We start from the raw sequence: 15,081 nt of genomic DNA, 5'->3' as shown, positions 1-15,081 counted from the left end.
ATGCGGAGGGTTTTAGATGAATATTCTCTTAACTACTATTTTTGATTTTCCACATACCGGTGGTTTATCAACACATGTTGATACATTAAAAAAAGGCTTAGAGGAACAAGGGCACAAAGTTGATGTGCTCTCTTTTTCGGATGTAAACAAAACGATTCAGTTAGGTTATGTAAAAGGGCCTAGCTTTCTCATGAACCGTATTGTGAAGGGGTCTGGTATTATTTGGAGCCAAAAAGCAAGACAAAGACTTCTTTTGAATACTATTCAGAACTTTTTAAAAAATAATAAGGTCGATATTATTAATTCTCAAGATGCCTTCGCAACATTGGCTTCTATCCAGACAAACATTCCTACTGTGATGACAACCCATGGATATGCAGCTTTTGAAATGATTAGTAAAGGATCAGTGCCAGAAAACAGCCCACAAGCCAAACAAATGCATGATGTCGAAGTACAGGCATATCAAGGGGCTGGACAGGTATTAACGGTAGATCAACGAATTCGCGAATATATAAAAGATAAAGCAAATGTAGAAGCTATTTCCATTAAAAACTTTATAAACATTACTGATTTTACCCCGAATAAAGATAAACAAAACGATTACAGAAAGAAATACAATATTTCGGAATCAACTAAAGTATTGTTTATTCCTAGGAGATTAACTAGAAAAAATGGGGTAATCCAACCAGTAAAAGCCTTACCTAAAGTATTAGAGCAATTCCCTGATACTCAGTTATTATTTGCTGGAGAAGGAGAAGAACGCAGTGCTATCGAAAGCTTAGCATCTAAATTAGGCATTAAACATAATATTACATTATTAGGCTCTGTTTCACATCACACCATGAAAGAGTACTATTCATTATCCGATATTGTCCTAGTACCTAGTATTCATTCAAAAGGGGTAGAAGAAGCAACATCTATTTCAGCACTGGAAGCGATGGGCTCCGGTACACCTATTATTGCTGGCGCAGTTGGTGGTCTTAAAGAATTAATAGACCATAATGTACATGGCCTATTAGTTAATGCTGAAGATCCTAATGAATTAGCGCAGTCCATTACCCTGATTTTACAACAACCCGATAATGGAGAATCCATGGCCAAAAATGCTAGAAAGAAGATTGAGGAGGAGCATTCACACATAGCTGCTGCAGAACATTTTTTAAATGCATATAAATCCCTATATGATCGAGCGCAAAAGAATGTCTAGAAAGTTAGTTGGAACAGCACTTATTATTACAATACTTTCAATAGCTGCTAAACTATCAGGATTCTTGCGAGAAAGTATTATGACTAGACAATTTGGAGCAACTGCAGAGACAGATGGCTATTTGTTATCCTTTACTTTTGTTACTCTAGTCATCGCGATGATAACTAATGGGTTTAACAATGCCTTCTTACCACTTTATATTAAGGATAGCAAAAAAGGTGGTGCATCAGATCGGAATGCAAGTAGTGTTATCAACTGGCTATTCCTAGCATTCTTGTTTTTTTCGATTCTTTGTTTTGTATTTGCACCTTCAATTGTCACGTTTATTTTTAGTGCTACTGATGCTGATACAGCTGCAGTGGCCATCCAGTCCACTCGTGTCTTTGCGTTGTTCTTAAGCGCAGTTGCATTAAATGGTATGTTTGAGTCCTTCTTACAGGCGAAACGGATATTTGTTCCACCTAACATTTCTCGTTTATCCCAAACATTAACTAGTGCAGTTTTCGCCTTGTTTTTTGCAGAAAAATTAGGAATTCTTAGCTTAGCTTATGGTTTTGTAGTGGGGACCATCCTAGGGATGCTACTCCAGGGTATTGTACTTTGGAGAAGTGATTTTAAGTGGAGCCCATCATTGAAAATAGAGACCCTTTACCGAAAGGAATTCCTTGCTCTATTATTTCCAGCATTGCTAAATTCAATAGTTGGGCAAGTTAATCTATTTGTAAATAAAATTTTCGCATCTGGAACTACTGAAGGAGCTGTAACATATTTAAATAGTTCCTCGTTAATTATTAATATCCCTGGTCAGATATTTGCTACTACATTAGCAGTTATTATTTTTACTTTACTATCCGAACAAACCAACAACTTAGATAAGTTTAAAAGGACTGTTTACAGTGGCTTAGAATTAAGTTTGATTCTTTTAGTTCCTATTTCCTTTGGCTTAATTGTTGCTGGAGAACCATTGATTTCTCTTATTTATGAAGGTGGGGCATTCACTTCAGAAGATACTCACAATACCTTCATAGCCATGTTATTGTATTTACCCTTAATCATTACACAAGGTATGCAATTTATTGTCGCCAAAGCAATGTATTCTCTTGGGAAAACAGCCACTATTTTCAAAATAAGTGCTACTACTATTGTACTTAATATAATCTTAAATGCAGTATTAGTAAAACCTTTCGGCTACCCTGGTTTAGCATTGTCGAGTTCATTGGTTTCATTATACTATTTCTCGATGTGTACATTCTCTTTATATCGAAATTTTGAGAAAGGTGAATTCAAGAAGGTTTTTTACCTAATAATCAGGGTTTTTGTAGCTGCCTTAGTTATGTTGATTCCACTATTTATGTTGAATTCTATAACTAAAATTGATGTTTATTCCCCAGTAATACAATTATTAATTATTGTACCACTTGGTGTTGTTTTTTATGTTGTAGCGACTTATTTCTTAAATCGATCTAGCTTCACTAATATAACCAAATTAGTAAGAAAATAGAAGGTTAATTGTAAAAAAAGATATAGCCCTTCATACCGATTCATGAGATGGGCTATATCTTTTTTAGTTTTTATAATAATCGAAATTTAAAAAAAGCATATCTATTCAGTTAATCTATCTTTCACGATATCTTCCATATATCTCATTAATTCATCTTTTAAATCGTTTCTATCCAGTCCAAATTCAATCGTAGCCTTAATAAAACCTAATTTATTTCCGATATCAAACCTCTTACCTTTAAAAGAATAGCAAAGAACCTGTTGTGTTTCATTTAACTTTTCTATAGCATCTGTCAATTGAATTTCACCACCTTTTCCCGGCGGTAGTGTTTCTAAAATATTAAAGATTTCAGGTGTTAGTATATAACGCCCCATAATCGCTAAATTAGATGGAGCTTGATCCACTGGAGGTTTCTCAACTAGTGATCGTACCTTAGTGGTCCCATTTTCAAACCCTCCTCCTAAAAGAGGGTCCACAATACCATAATTAGCAACTAAATCAACAGGGACCTCTTGAACACCAATAACAGAGGATTGATGTTTATTAAATACATTAATCAACTGTTGTAAACACGGCTCTTCTGACTGAACAATGTCATCACCTAACAGTACTGCAAAAGGTTCATTACCAATAAATCTACTTGCAACACCAATTGCGTGCCCTAAACCCTTAGGTTCTTTTTGTCTTATATAATGAATATTTGCTAATCCTGAAATTGCTCTTATCTCTTTTAAAATTTCAAACTTCTCTTTCTTAGCTAGTGTTTCTTCTAATTCATAGGATATATCAAAATGATCTTCTATAGCTCTTTTACCACGACCGGATACAATAATAATATCTTCTATTCCTGAAGCAACAGCTTCTTCAACAATATATTGAATTGTTGGTTTATCAACAATAGGCAACATTTCTTTAGGTTGAGCTTTTGTAGCTGGTAGAAACCTAGTACCAAGACCAGCAGCTGGTATTATTGCTTTCTTAATGTTCATTACATTCTCTCCTTCATTGAAACAAATATGGTAGCTGAAACGATTAATTGTTGCATTCTATAATTGACAACATAATTCTATCATAATAGATAAATAACTAAAAATTTCGGTTCTAACCTCTATTTTTTAAAATAAAATATCCCCCGTCATAGAATATTATTTGACGAGGGATTATTGTGACTATTTTTTTCTACCGTCCATAAGTCTTAAAATAGGTCTATAGTTTTCATTGATTAAACCTGTTACTTCTACGATAAGTTCTACAATCACCAATAAGGTAATGATGATTAACGTTGAACCCCACATAGTTGCTCTTGTAAAGATAATGGCTGCAGCACTAAACAATCCACTAATCAAATAAATCATCATTACTGTTTGTCGATGCGAGAACCCTAATCTTATTAGACAATGATGTAAATGCAATTTATCTGGTGAAGATAATGGTTTCTTATTAATAATACGACGTACAATGGCAAACACTGTATCTAATATAGGTACTCCTAGAATGATAATAGGAACAATTAATGAAAAAATCGTTGCATTCTTACTTAATCCCATAACAGCTAATACACTGATCATGTAACCTAAAAATAAAGAACCTGTGTCACCCATAAAAAGCTTTGCAGGATAAAAATTATATATAAGAAATCCAAGAGTACTTCCTAGCATAATTATGCCTAGTAGTGCAATCAGAGGATTTCCCATTGAAATTGCAATTCCTGAGATCGTTAATAATGCAATGGAAGCAACACCTGCAGCCAAACCATCTAGACCATCAATTAAATTAATTGCATTAGTAATTCCAACAATCCATAGAATTGTTAATGGAATCGCTAGGTATCCAAGTTCAATCCTGTCTGTAAATGGTAGGGTAATAAAATCAATTCGAACTCCACCAATAACCGTTACAACTGCAGCTAGCAATTGTCCTGAGAACTTAACTTTTGCAGATAGTGCAAAAAGATCGTCAAGAATTCCAATCGTTACTATAATTATCGCACCTATAAATATAGGATACGCTCCAATAGTTTGTGGAAGGAAAATCAGGATGCCAATTAGAAAACTTAGAAAAATAGCTAAACCGCCTAATCTCGGCATTAATTTCGTATGCACTTTTCTATCATCTGGACTATCTACCGCTCCAATTTTTATTGCTAATTTTTTAACTAATGGTGTCATTAATCCTGAAACAATAATACAAATTCCTAATGCCAGTAATAACATGTTTTTCCTCCAATATCCCAAAAATGAGCATGAATCCTTTATAAGACGTAAATTATAAATTAAAAGTTTCATTTATTCATAGTTTTTATAAGAAAGAGCTTATCTATTTTTAATTAATCCTGCCTTATTATAATTAATCTATGCAAAAAATGCAATCCCTTTTACATATCAATACAGTTTTATATACGGCAGTTATACGCTTATTTTTTGTTTAGAAACTATCATATAAACAATGTAAGCGTGACCAAGTCTTAACTTTATGAATCACTATTTTAAATTACCCTTAAATTTTTCATATTAAGTTATCTAATCAATTTTTACTAAACTATAATCTCGTCTATTTCCACTTTTTTAAGATTCAGTTTTAAAACGTAATATGTATCAGTATATTTATTTAAATAATTTATAATAAATTTTTCATTGCCTACTTACATAAAAAGCACTCAATACCCAATTATTTAAAGCGGTATTAAGTGCAATTATTTGTAACTTCTCGATGACTCTTTTACCTTTTTATAAACCGTCTTACTCAATCTTAGTAATGGACGTCTTCCTTTACTTACTACGCCCACAATTTCTGCAAAGATGTGCAGTAAGACTAAAAATACAAATGTTATAATTAAGGAAAAGCCAATAGATGCATTCGAAAATAAAATCGCCAATAGTCCGAAGATTCCGCTTAATCCATATAACAACAATACTGTATTCCTATGACTAAACCCAGCTGCTAATAATTGATAATGAATATGTTTCTTATCTGGCATCATTATACCTTCCTTGTTAATAAACCTTCTTAACATGGAGAATAATGTATCAAAAATTGGTACGGCCAACACAATAATTGGAATTACAAAGCTAAACAAAGTGACATTTTTGAATAACCCTAAAATTGATATTACAGCTATAGAATAACCAAGAAACATAGAGCCTGTGTCACCCATGTAAATCTTAGCTGGATGAAAATTATGAAATAGAAAACCCAAGTTACTTCCTATTAATATAATGCAGAAGTATATAACTATGGTCCGATGATCAGTAATTGCCATAATCAAGATACTTGTTAAAGCAATCGTAGAAACCCCTGATGCTAATCCATCTAATCCATCAATCAAATTAATTGCATTTGAGATACCTACAATCCAAAGAATCGTAATAATAATGCTAAAGTTATTTAATTCCACTAACCCTAGGAATGGTAAGGTAATACGTTCAATAATAACTCCTCCGGAAACCAGAACTAAAGCTGCTAAAAGTTGCCCCGAAAGTTTTATTGTTGGTCTAATTTGATATTTATCATCCAATACACCTGTAATAATAATAATAACTGCACCAATGCAAATTTCTAGTAGTTGATCATGTTCAGGTCTCAGATAAAGTAAACTAATGGCTACGCCTAAGAATATTGCTAGACCGCCAAGACGTGGTGTTGGATCTATATGAATTTTGCGATAGTTAGGTAAGTCCATTGCACCAATCTTAATTGCTAATTTCTTGATTGGATAAACAAGAATTAAAGTTGTAACAAGAGAAATCAAAAATGCAATGATTGAATCGGTAATACTAAACATATTTTATCCCTGCTTTATTAGTTGTTTAATTTTATTATTTAACTCAAGTATTAATATATGTGATAAAAAAATACCAAGTTTCCAGTAAAAGTTTCCATTATTCATTAGTCTAACATTTGTCACAATAATTTCATATTTATTTCACACAAAAATGTAAGCCTATTTACAAAAAACATAGAAAGCACTTCGCCCCAAAGCGAAGTGCTCCTCTTAAACGTTTTAAGCTTCTTTCCTCTTATCCTTCTTCCGAGTAGCCAAGCCTTTGACTTTCTCTGATAGATCATCAAAGTACGTATAGACAACTGGAATTAGAAGTAATGTGAAAATACTCGATACAGTTAAACCAAAGATAACTGTGATTGCTAATGGTTGTTGTGTTTCGGCACCTTCACCCCATCCTAGTGCTAATGGAACCATAGCCAGGATTGTCGTTAAGGTAGTCATAAGAATTGGGCGCATTCTACTTACACCCGCTTCTAGAATCGCTTCATACCTATCAACACCTCGCCGTCTGACGATATTAATATAATCGACGAGCACGATGGCGTTGTTAACGACAATGCCGGCGAGCATAATCACCCCAATAAAGGCCGTTATACTGAGTGGTGTTCCAGTGACGAATAGACCACCGAATACTCCGACTGCAGTTGCTGGCATGGAGAACATGATTACCAATGGGAATAGGAAATTCTCAAATTGAATCGCCATAACTACATAAACAAGAAAGATGGATAGTACTAACGCTAATCCTAAATCACTAAAGGCTTCCACCATATCTTCAGCCTCACCACCAACACTCGTTGTATATCCTTCTGGCAAACTCATGTTATCCAGTGCAGCTTCGATATCCGCACTGACACTACCTAGGTCTCGATCAACAATTCCCGAGGACACATTTACTTGTCTTTGTTGATTTTGCCTTGAGAGACTTGCTGGACTTTGAATTTGTTCAAAATCAGCAATCGTAGCAAGTGGAATCATTGTTCCTGCTTGTGTTTGAATGACCATGTTTTCAAGGTCACTGATTGTACTACGTTCTTCTTCAGGATACATTAAATTTACATTCATCTCGTCACCGTCTTCACGATATTGCATGACCGTTTGTCCGGTGAAGTTCATTTGAATTTGACTCATGACATCTTGATAGGTCAATCCATATTGCGCTGCTACTTCTCGATCTACATCAACACTTAATTGTGGTGTCGTATCGGAAATAGAGGTTGTTGGATTATAAACCCCTTCAACGTCAGAAATCGTATAAATTACTTGATCTGCTAATTCACGCAAGACATCGTGTTCTGGGCCACTTATTTGAATGGAAATAGGATCTCCAGTACTTAATCCTCCTCCACCCATTGCACTAACTGTAATGTCAGCTCCTACAATATCTTCAAGCTCGGCATTAACCTCTTGCATGACTTGATCTGTTGTTTGGTCGCGTTCTCCTGGTGGTACAAGCTGTAACGTGTATGAGGCGGTGTTCGAACTGCCACCACCCATTAACCCTGCTGCTGCATCACCACCACTGATCGTCATGTAATTCACTTCTATCACATCTTGAAACGCTTCTAACCTTTCACTTACTTGTGCTGCTACTTCTTCGGTAACTTCTTTTGTTGTTCCTGTTGGTGTTTCAACTGTAACACTTAATTGGCCTTGATCCCCTTCTGGAATAAATTCCGTCCCAATCAATGGGATAAGGGCTAAGCTTCCAACTATAGTTAACGTTGTTACCAAAATGGTTGTTTTTCTGAATTTTAATACTCTACGTAATACTTTCTCATAGCCGTTATTAAATTTATTTAGTGCACGATCGAACCAATAACGACGTCCATGGTCCTCGAGTGCTTTTGTTAACAATTTAGAAGATAACATCGGAATTAACGTAATCGATGCAAGTAATGATGCAATTAATGCAAACGATACAGTCAACGCAAGTGGCGTGAATAACTCTGATGCAATTCCACCAACAAATACGATTGGCAAGAATACAACTAAGGTAGTTGTAGTGGAAGCAATTACTGCTGGTGCTAATTCAGACGCACCTTTGATAGCCGCTTCTTTCATCCCATATCCGCGTTGCCGGTAAGAAACAATATTTTCTAATATAACAATGGAACTGTCCACCATCATACCGAGTCCGAGGGCAAGTCCACCCATGGTTAACACGTTCACTGTTTCTCCCGTGAAATACATTAATGTAAATGTTGCAACGATAGCAATCGGTATAGACAAGCCGACAACAATTGTTGCACGAATACTTTTTAGGAAAAGCAATAAGATTAGGATCGCAAACACGCCACCAAGTACCATGTTTTGAATCACAGATGATATCGACTCTTTGATAAACGTTGATGTATCAACAACGAGATCCAGTTCGACCCCTTCTGGCAAGTCCTTATTTATCTCCTCAGTTGCAGCAATAATGTTATCTGAAACTGCTACTGTGTTTCCGTCTGATTGTTTCATGACAGATAACACAACGGAAGGTTTGTTGTTTACTAATGAAGTACCTGATTCAGCAAACGTATCATTAACTGTTGCTATATCTTCCACATGCACAGTCGCGCCTTGTGACGTCTGAATAATTGTTTCTCTTATATCATCAACAGACTCATAGTCGCCATTAATACGAATTTGTAGGTCTTTATCACCTTTGGAGACAACTCCAGCTGACCCTGACTGATTCGCTCCACCTAGCGCTTGCATGACTACATTGGCATTTAAGCCGTATTGTGATAGCTTCGAACGATCAAGTTCAAGCTGAATCACTCTTTCTTCTCCACCTTCGACAGTTACAGATGCAACACCGCCTTGGCGTTCAAAGTATGGGACAACTTGTTCTTCGGCAATTTCTTGCAATTTAACCGTATCATCACCAGTAAGACCAACCCACATGATTGGTAACTGATTCGGATTAAATCGCAATACACTTGGGTCTCCAGCACCTTCTGGAAGCATTGCTTTCACCTGGTCGATACTTTCCCTTACTTCTAGCAGTGCATTATCCAGGTTTGTTCCATTTTCAAACATAACAATAACGAGTGATGCACCGGATTGTGATTGTGATTGAATCGTATTAACACCTTCGATAGAACTTAACGCCGATTCGACCGGCTGACTAACTTGTTTCTCTACTTCTTGTGGTGCTGCGTCTTGATAATTGGTTGCTACAACTGCGATTGGTAAGTCGATTTCAGGAAAGAGATCGATGGCTAAACTTCGTACCGATATGACCCCTAGTGCAATGATGGCTAAGACAACCATAATTACACCAACCGGCCGTTTCACGGAAATATCTACTAGCTTCACGATTAGTTTTCCTCCTTCATGATGTCAACTTGGTTGCCGTCTGTAAGCGTCAGCTGACCATTTGTTACAACAGTATCCCCTTCACTTATTTCCCCTTCAATAGCCGTTTGATTTGTTTGTGATTCAACAACAGTGACAGCAATCTTTTCTGCTACATCATCTTTTACTACATAAACAAAGGATTCGTCACCTTCTTCAACCAAGGCTGTTGTTGGAATAAGCAATGTATCTTCTACAACATTTTCTGGTAGGTCTACCATTGCAGTCATACCTGGTTTAATGTTTGTATCCTCATTATCTACAGATAACTCCACAGCATATAATCCTGTTTCGCCTGCAACTGATGAAACATAGTCAATCGTTGCCGTTGTTTCCAGGTCAATGGCACTAAACGTAACCGTTGCTTCATCATGATCATTAAATAGTTGCAAATTGTCAGCAGTAATATTCACTTGAATTTGTATCGTGTCTAGATCAACAATCATAGCCATTGGATCTGAACCTGTAAGCATACCGCCTTCTTTTACATCTAGTGATGTGATTTGTCCATCTGCAGGTGCTTCAATATCAATCGTTCCAAGGCCTTCCGCACTTATGAACGTGGCAATCACTTCTTCTTCCTCTACTTGGTCACCATTCGATACTTCTAATGAATCAATTTCTCCAGCTGAAGGAGGCATCACCGGAGTTGTTGCATTAGGTGATGTTCTCCCGTAGAATGTTTTCTCTATCACCAAATTATCTACTGTCACTTCATCAACCTCTACTGGTGTCACACGTTCTTCTGTCTCTTCCGTTTGTGTATCTTCTTCTGTACAGGCTACTAATAGCAGCATAAGTAATAACATAGGTAGCAATATTTTTTTCATTGATCTAAGTCCCCTCTCTACTCTTTCGATAGCAATGGAATCTCTATAATTTTCGCTATCTCCTCACATGATTGCTTCAGTTCTGGTATAGACTGAAGATGTGTCAACATTCCTTGGATGATAATTTTTTTCGGTTGTTTCTTTTCTAACTCTCCATTTATTACATCAGCCGCTTCTAATAGCTGTTGTTTTTCTTCAGAACTAATCGATTGATTATGTATTTGATCAATCATTTGAACAAGTAATTGTTGTACCTTTTCCACACCTGTTTTCTCACATTTTAGTGCATAATACGTTAATTGATTCATGTTGATTTGCGGCCTGTCACCGCTATTTAACATACCTTGAATGCTGTCATCCAATCTGCGCACAATAAATGCCGCTAGTTCCATCGTATCCACTTGAATGTCATGCATTACTAACCATTTAAAGTACCCTTGTAAAATGCCGTCTAGCTGTATAGAAGCATCAACAAGATAAGGTTCAATCGAAGGACCGTATATTTCCTTCATATTCTCACTTGTCCATTGCAGGCCAAATTTATTCATTTGGAGTATAATTTCATCAAATTGCTCACCTAATTGTAGATTATCCCTGAAATGCATGATGATGTATTCCTTATGATTACTTAGCATTTCTAAAAACACATTGATTTGTTCTGTAAGTTTTTGTTTTGGCTCATGATTTTGCCTACGGATTTCCTCTACTTTTTCTAAAATTAGATTAGAGTAATATTTGAAAATGGACATTGCTAATTCATCTTTAGAATTAAAATATAAATAAAAGGCCCCCTTTGACACGTTACTTTGTGTAGCAATTTCTTGAATTGATGTTGCATGAAAACCTTTTTGCGCAAAAAGAATCATGCTTACTTCAATTATCTTTTTCTTTTTCTCATTCATGTTTTCACCTAACTTCGTATAAATTTACGGATAGGGACTCTGTTTAGTTTCATTTTATTATGACCGGTCAGTCAATATTTAAAATAGTATATCATTTTGACCAATTTGTAAAACATTAGACATCATTTACAATAACTATATAAAAAGAAAAGGAACCCTTATATGTCAAGGATTCCTTTTCTTTAAGTTTTACTCTTCTTCCTGATCCATTGTGTCTTCATTTGTTGCATCTGTTTGTTCATCTGTTACATCATTACCATTTTCGTCATTAGGGCCTGCTTCACCATTATTACCTTCATCTGTATTTCCGTTCGTACCATTCTCACCAGTAATTCCACCATCATCGCCTTCTTCGCCATCCATCATATCATTTGTTTCCTCTTGAAGCTCATCGCCCATGTCTTCACCAGTATCTTCAATCTCTTCACCTGCGTCATCCATTTCTTCTTGAATTTCGTCCGCTGGTGCATCTTCTTCTGGTGGTGGGTTTTGCTCGTCATCATTTGCACAAGCAGCCATTAACGAAACCGCAAAGATTGGTGCACTAATTTTGTATAACCACTTTTTATCCATTGGTAAATCCTCCTTCTAAGATAGATATTGTTTGTCTATATTAGCGTTCCCAAATCCCGAATTAATTATCGAGTATAAGTCGTCTTAGTTTTAAAAAATCTGTGATTTACCTATTCTTTAATATCCAAGCCCCCGAAACTACTGCTTATAAAAGGAACAGTCGCGTATAGATTACAACAATAAGCATAAAAATATACACACTAACTTTTTTGCAAAAAAAAAGATGGAATCAAATTTTGATCCCATCGATATGTCTAACTCCACTGCCTTTTCTTATTTAATTGCAAACATGATTTCTGCTTCACATGCAAGCTCCCCGTCCACGGTTGCTGTAGCTTTACCTTTACCGATTGGTCCTTTTAAACGGATGATTTCTACTTCTAAACGCAGTTGATCACCTGGTTTAACTTGACGTTTGAAGCGACATTTATCAATACCTGCTAAAAAACCTATTTTCCCTTTGTTTTCTTCTTTACTTAAAATAGAAACTGCACCTACCTGAGCTAATGCTTCTACAATAAGAACACCTGGCATTACGGGATAATCAGGGAAATGACCTTGAAAAAATGGTTCGTTTATTGTTACATTTTTTTTACCAACAACACGATTTCCGTCCACTTCTGTTATTTCATCGACTAATAAAAATGGATAACGATGTGGTATTGTTTCCTTAATTTGTTGAATATCTAACATTGTTTTAACCCCTTTTCAAAAATTATATGTAAGTATTTGCTAAAACAAACAAGCGTTGATACCTTTAGTATAACAAAAAAGTTAATCGCATTAATGTTTACGATTAACTTAACTATTACTATACATCACCATTGACAAGTTTTATGATTTTTTCCCACGTGTCAAAATTCAACGCATCGGTGGGGTTTCCTCCGCCAAGGATACCATATCCAACCATTAAACCCGCAAGCAAAGCCGCAAACGAAAGAACGATAACCACAACAATTCGAAGCCAAATAGGGAATACACGTCGAATTTTCGGTTTATTCTTTCGCTTTTCTTCCCTTTGTTTCTTTTTCTGACTTTTCTTGTCATGGTTATCTCCATTATTTTGCTTTTCCAACTTTTTTTCTTCTTTTTGAAGTTTACGCTGTTCCCTACGTGTCTTCGGGTTTTGCGTTGTTTGTTTAGCTTCACTCTGCATTGTAGGCATAGTTGGTGACTCCTTACTTAAAAATTCATCAATGGAATTATTTAGCGTAATTGATTAATCAAACCGCTCATTTGATCATTCATTGATATAGATCTTGCATTTAATTGATAAGCACGCTGTGTCATTAAAAGATCTGACATTTGATTCGTTAAATTTACATTGGAACTCTCTAGTGAACCGCTTTTCACTTCAACTTGATTTCCATCCAACTGTTGAATAATCTCATTTGCATTAAATTCTTCTTGGGCCGTCTGAGACAGACGCAAGTTATTGTTCCCTGTAGCTTCAAGCATTCTAGGTCTAATTGCTTCCGCTATCGCCAATTGGCCTTCAACCTGATCGATTCCATTTCTAGTTACAGAAATAGCACCATCTTGGTTAATCGAGATACCTTCCATATCGTCAGCAAACACGAGTGGTCCATCTTCTCCTAAGACAGGGTGGCCATCTTGTGTTGTTAACATCACTGTTCCATCATCCATTGGGTTCAAATAAAATGTTCCTGATCGAGTATACTGGGTTTCTTCTATTCCATTTTCAGTAACATTTATTTGAAATAAATGATTGTCCTGAAGTAAAGCAACATCTAACGCTCTACCAGTTTCTTGAATGGATCCAAGTGATAAATCAATATTGGTATGTCCTAGTTTTGCTCCTGAACCAACTCTTATTCCGTCTGGAGTTAGACGATTTTCAGCATTGGCAGGATCAGATAGATTATTGATTTGCTGAAATAATAAGGAAGAAAAATCTGCCTGTCTATTTTTGTAACCGGTTGTGTTTGCATTTGCTACGTTATGTCCGATTATATCCAATTTATTTTGTAGTTGACCCATTGTTACCGCTGCTTGGATTGACATTCTACTCATCTTTTATTCTCCCCTTACCTAAGTCTCGCAATTTCATTAACCGCTTTATCCATACTTTGATCATATGCTTGTATTACTTTTTGATTGGCTTCAAACATTCGATACGCTTGCATCATGTCTGTCATTGTTTGATTTGTATCTACGTTTGAATTTTCTAATGATCGTTGCACAATACTGAAGGTTGCATCTGGATTGGCTCTAACATCATCTAAAGCGCCTTGGTCTGCTTCTAATCGATATAGGCCTTCCCCTTCTTTGATTAATTGATTCGCATTTGGACTATAAGCAACTCCAAGTGGGGTTACTTGATTTGGTAGTTGGATATTTCCTTCCGCACTAACGGTAAACTCTTGTCCATCTGTTTCAATTGGGTTTCCGTCTTGGTCTAAGACATAATAACCTTCATTAGATACTAAAAATCCTTGGCCATCGACAGTGAAATTCCCATTTCTCGTATACCTGACTTCTCCGTCCCCATTTTGAACGGTAAAAAAGATGCTTCCCTCTTCATCTGGAAGTGTACCATTTACAAGTGCCATATCCGTGGTTATTCCAGTTTCACGAAGCCCACCTTGAGCAAAGTCTGGAATCGTTTCTTGTACGTAAACCCCAGTATTAATCGAACCAACCGTATTTTGTGTTGGTACGCGAAAACCTCGAGAAGTAGGAACATTATTAGATTCCATTCGTTGAATTAATAACTCTGGAAATGATTTAAGGGTAGCTTGGTCTTGTTTATATCCTGGTGTTAAGGCATTTGCTATATTGTTTGATAACGTTTCTTGACGTCGTTGTTGTGCCATCATTCCTGCTGTTGCGGTGTAATAACCTCTTAACAAGATTCATTCTCCTCTCCACATCTATGACTACTTACGGTTCCAACTATTTGCCTTTTATCCTTT

Annotated in this window: 13 protein-coding genes; 2 read left to right on the top strand and 11 right to left on the bottom strand. The window is 36.0% G+C overall.

Annotated elements, in window-relative coordinates; all coding sequences use genetic code 11:
- Positions 1–16 precede the first annotated feature (16 nt).
- Both QQS35_RS00155 and murJ read left to right on the top strand, forming a co-directional pair.
- Positions 17–1,207, top strand: a complete 1,191-nt coding sequence (locus QQS35_RS00155; RefSeq protein ID WP_285929646.1) for a glycosyltransferase family 4 protein — start codon at positions 17–19, stop codon at positions 1,205–1,207.
- Entirely contained in the window at positions 1,200–2,708 is a 1,509-nt protein-coding gene (murJ, locus tag QQS35_RS00150; protein ID WP_285929644.1) for a murein biosynthesis integral membrane protein MurJ, read from the top strand. Before QQS35_RS00155 ends, murJ begins: the two co-directional genes overlap by 8 nt.
- Before the next feature lie 101 nt (positions 2,709–2,809).
- Here the strand turns inward: murJ and galU are convergent, their stop codons facing one another.
- From galU to QQS35_RS00095, 11 genes are all read right to left on the bottom strand, one after another.
- A complete protein-coding gene (gene galU, locus QQS35_RS00145) occupies positions 2,810–3,697 on the bottom strand; it encodes a UTP--glucose-1-phosphate uridylyltransferase GalU (protein WP_285929643.1) in 888 nt (295 codons plus the stop codon).
- Positions 3,698–3,877: 180 nt separating this feature from the next.
- Positions 3,878–4,921, bottom strand: a complete 1,044-nt coding sequence (locus QQS35_RS00140; protein WP_285929642.1) for a glycosyltransferase family 4 protein — start codon at positions 4,919–4,921, stop codon at positions 3,878–3,880.
- Positions 4,922–5,400: 479 nt separating this feature from the next.
- Positions 5,401–6,489 (bottom strand): glycosyltransferase family 4 protein, encoded by a 1,089-nt coding sequence (locus QQS35_RS00135; RefSeq protein ID WP_285929641.1) that lies wholly within the window; start codon positions 6,487–6,489, stop codon positions 5,401–5,403.
- Positions 6,490–6,708: 219 nt separating this feature from the next.
- Positions 6,709–9,801 carry an efflux RND transporter permease subunit gene (locus tag QQS35_RS00130; protein WP_285929640.1) on the bottom strand — a complete coding sequence of 1,031 codons (3,093 nt, stop codon included), beginning with the start codon at positions 9,799–9,801 and terminating at the stop codon, positions 6,709–6,711.
- 2 nt (positions 9,802–9,803) lie between these two features.
- On the bottom strand, positions 9,804–10,670 hold the full coding sequence (locus QQS35_RS00125) for an efflux RND transporter periplasmic adaptor subunit (protein ID WP_285929639.1): 867 nt from the start codon (positions 10,668–10,670) through the stop codon (positions 9,804–9,806).
- A gap of 17 nt (positions 10,671–10,687) precedes the next feature.
- Positions 10,688–11,572: a TetR/AcrR family transcriptional regulator gene (locus QQS35_RS00120; RefSeq protein WP_285929638.1), complete on the bottom strand. Its 885-nt coding sequence runs from the start codon at positions 11,570–11,572 to the stop codon at positions 10,688–10,690.
- Positions 11,573–11,761: 189 nt separating this feature from the next.
- Positions 11,762–12,145 carry a hypothetical protein gene (locus QQS35_RS00115; protein WP_285929637.1) on the bottom strand — a complete coding sequence of 128 codons (384 nt, stop codon included), beginning with the start codon at positions 12,143–12,145 and terminating at the stop codon, positions 11,762–11,764.
- A 273-nt stretch (positions 12,146–12,418) separates the two neighbouring features.
- Entirely contained in the window at positions 12,419–12,838 is a 420-nt protein-coding gene (fabZ, locus tag QQS35_RS00110; protein WP_285929636.1) for a 3-hydroxyacyl-ACP dehydratase FabZ, read from the bottom strand.
- A 118-nt stretch (positions 12,839–12,956) separates the two neighbouring features.
- Complete coding sequence (locus tag QQS35_RS00105) at positions 12,957–13,310, bottom strand: DNA-directed RNA polymerase subunit beta (protein ID WP_285929635.1); 354 nt, start codon at positions 13,308–13,310, stop codon at positions 12,957–12,959.
- Positions 13,311–13,351: 41 nt separating this feature from the next.
- Positions 13,352–14,179, bottom strand: coding sequence for a flagellar hook-basal body protein (locus tag QQS35_RS00100; RefSeq protein ID WP_285929634.1), 828 nt, complete (start codon positions 14,177–14,179; stop codon positions 13,352–13,354).
- Between the two features lie 14 nt (positions 14,180–14,193).
- Entirely contained in the window at positions 14,194–15,018 is an 825-nt protein-coding gene (locus QQS35_RS00095; protein ID WP_285929632.1) for a flagellar hook-basal body protein, read from the bottom strand.
- Positions 15,019–15,081: the final 63 nt, after the last annotated feature.

Origin of the sequence: Aquibacillus rhizosphaerae (genome assembly GCF_030282825.1) — a bacterium.
Classification (GTDB): Bacteria; Bacillota; Bacilli; order Bacillales; family Amphibacillaceae; genus Aquibacillus_C; species Aquibacillus_C rhizosphaerae.
This window is presented reverse-complemented; position numbering and strand designations above follow the sequence as displayed.

What these genes read in the sequence shown, in the direction of transcription:
- QQS35_RS00125 (WP_285929639.1), bottom strand. Translation starts at nt 10,670, where the DNA reads ATGAAAAAAATATTGCTACCTATGTTATTACTTATGCTGCTATTAGTA.
- QQS35_RS00140 (WP_285929642.1), bottom strand. Translation starts at nt 4,921, where the DNA reads ATGTTATTACTGGCATTAGGAATTTGTATTATTGTTTCAGGATTAATG.
- QQS35_RS00100 (WP_285929634.1), bottom strand. Translation starts at nt 14,179, where the DNA reads ATGAGTAGAATGTCAATCCAAGCAGCGGTAACAATGGGTCAACTACAA.
- galU (WP_285929643.1), bottom strand. Translation starts at nt 3,697, where the DNA reads ATGAACATTAAGAAAGCAATAATACCAGCTGCTGGTCTTGGTACTAGG.
- murJ (WP_285929644.1), top strand. Translation starts at nt 1,200, where the DNA reads ATGTCTAGAAAGTTAGTTGGAACAGCACTTATTATTACAATACTTTCA.
- QQS35_RS00105 (WP_285929635.1), bottom strand. Translation starts at nt 13,310, where the DNA reads ATGCCTACAATGCAGAGTGAAGCTAAACAAACAACGCAAAACCCGAAG.
- QQS35_RS00155 (WP_285929646.1), top strand. Translation starts at nt 17, where the DNA reads ATGAATATTCTCTTAACTACTATTTTTGATTTTCCACATACCGGTGGT.
- QQS35_RS00120 (WP_285929638.1), bottom strand. Translation starts at nt 11,572, where the DNA reads ATGAATGAGAAAAAGAAAAAGATAATTGAAGTAAGCATGATTCTTTTT.
- fabZ (WP_285929636.1), bottom strand. Translation starts at nt 12,838, where the DNA reads ATGTTAGATATTCAACAAATTAAGGAAACAATACCACATCGTTATCCA.
- QQS35_RS00135 (WP_285929641.1), bottom strand. Translation starts at nt 6,489, where the DNA reads ATGTTTAGTATTACCGATTCAATCATTGCATTTTTGATTTCTCTTGTT.
- QQS35_RS00115 (WP_285929637.1), bottom strand. Translation starts at nt 12,145, where the DNA reads ATGGATAAAAAGTGGTTATACAAAATTAGTGCACCAATCTTTGCGGTT.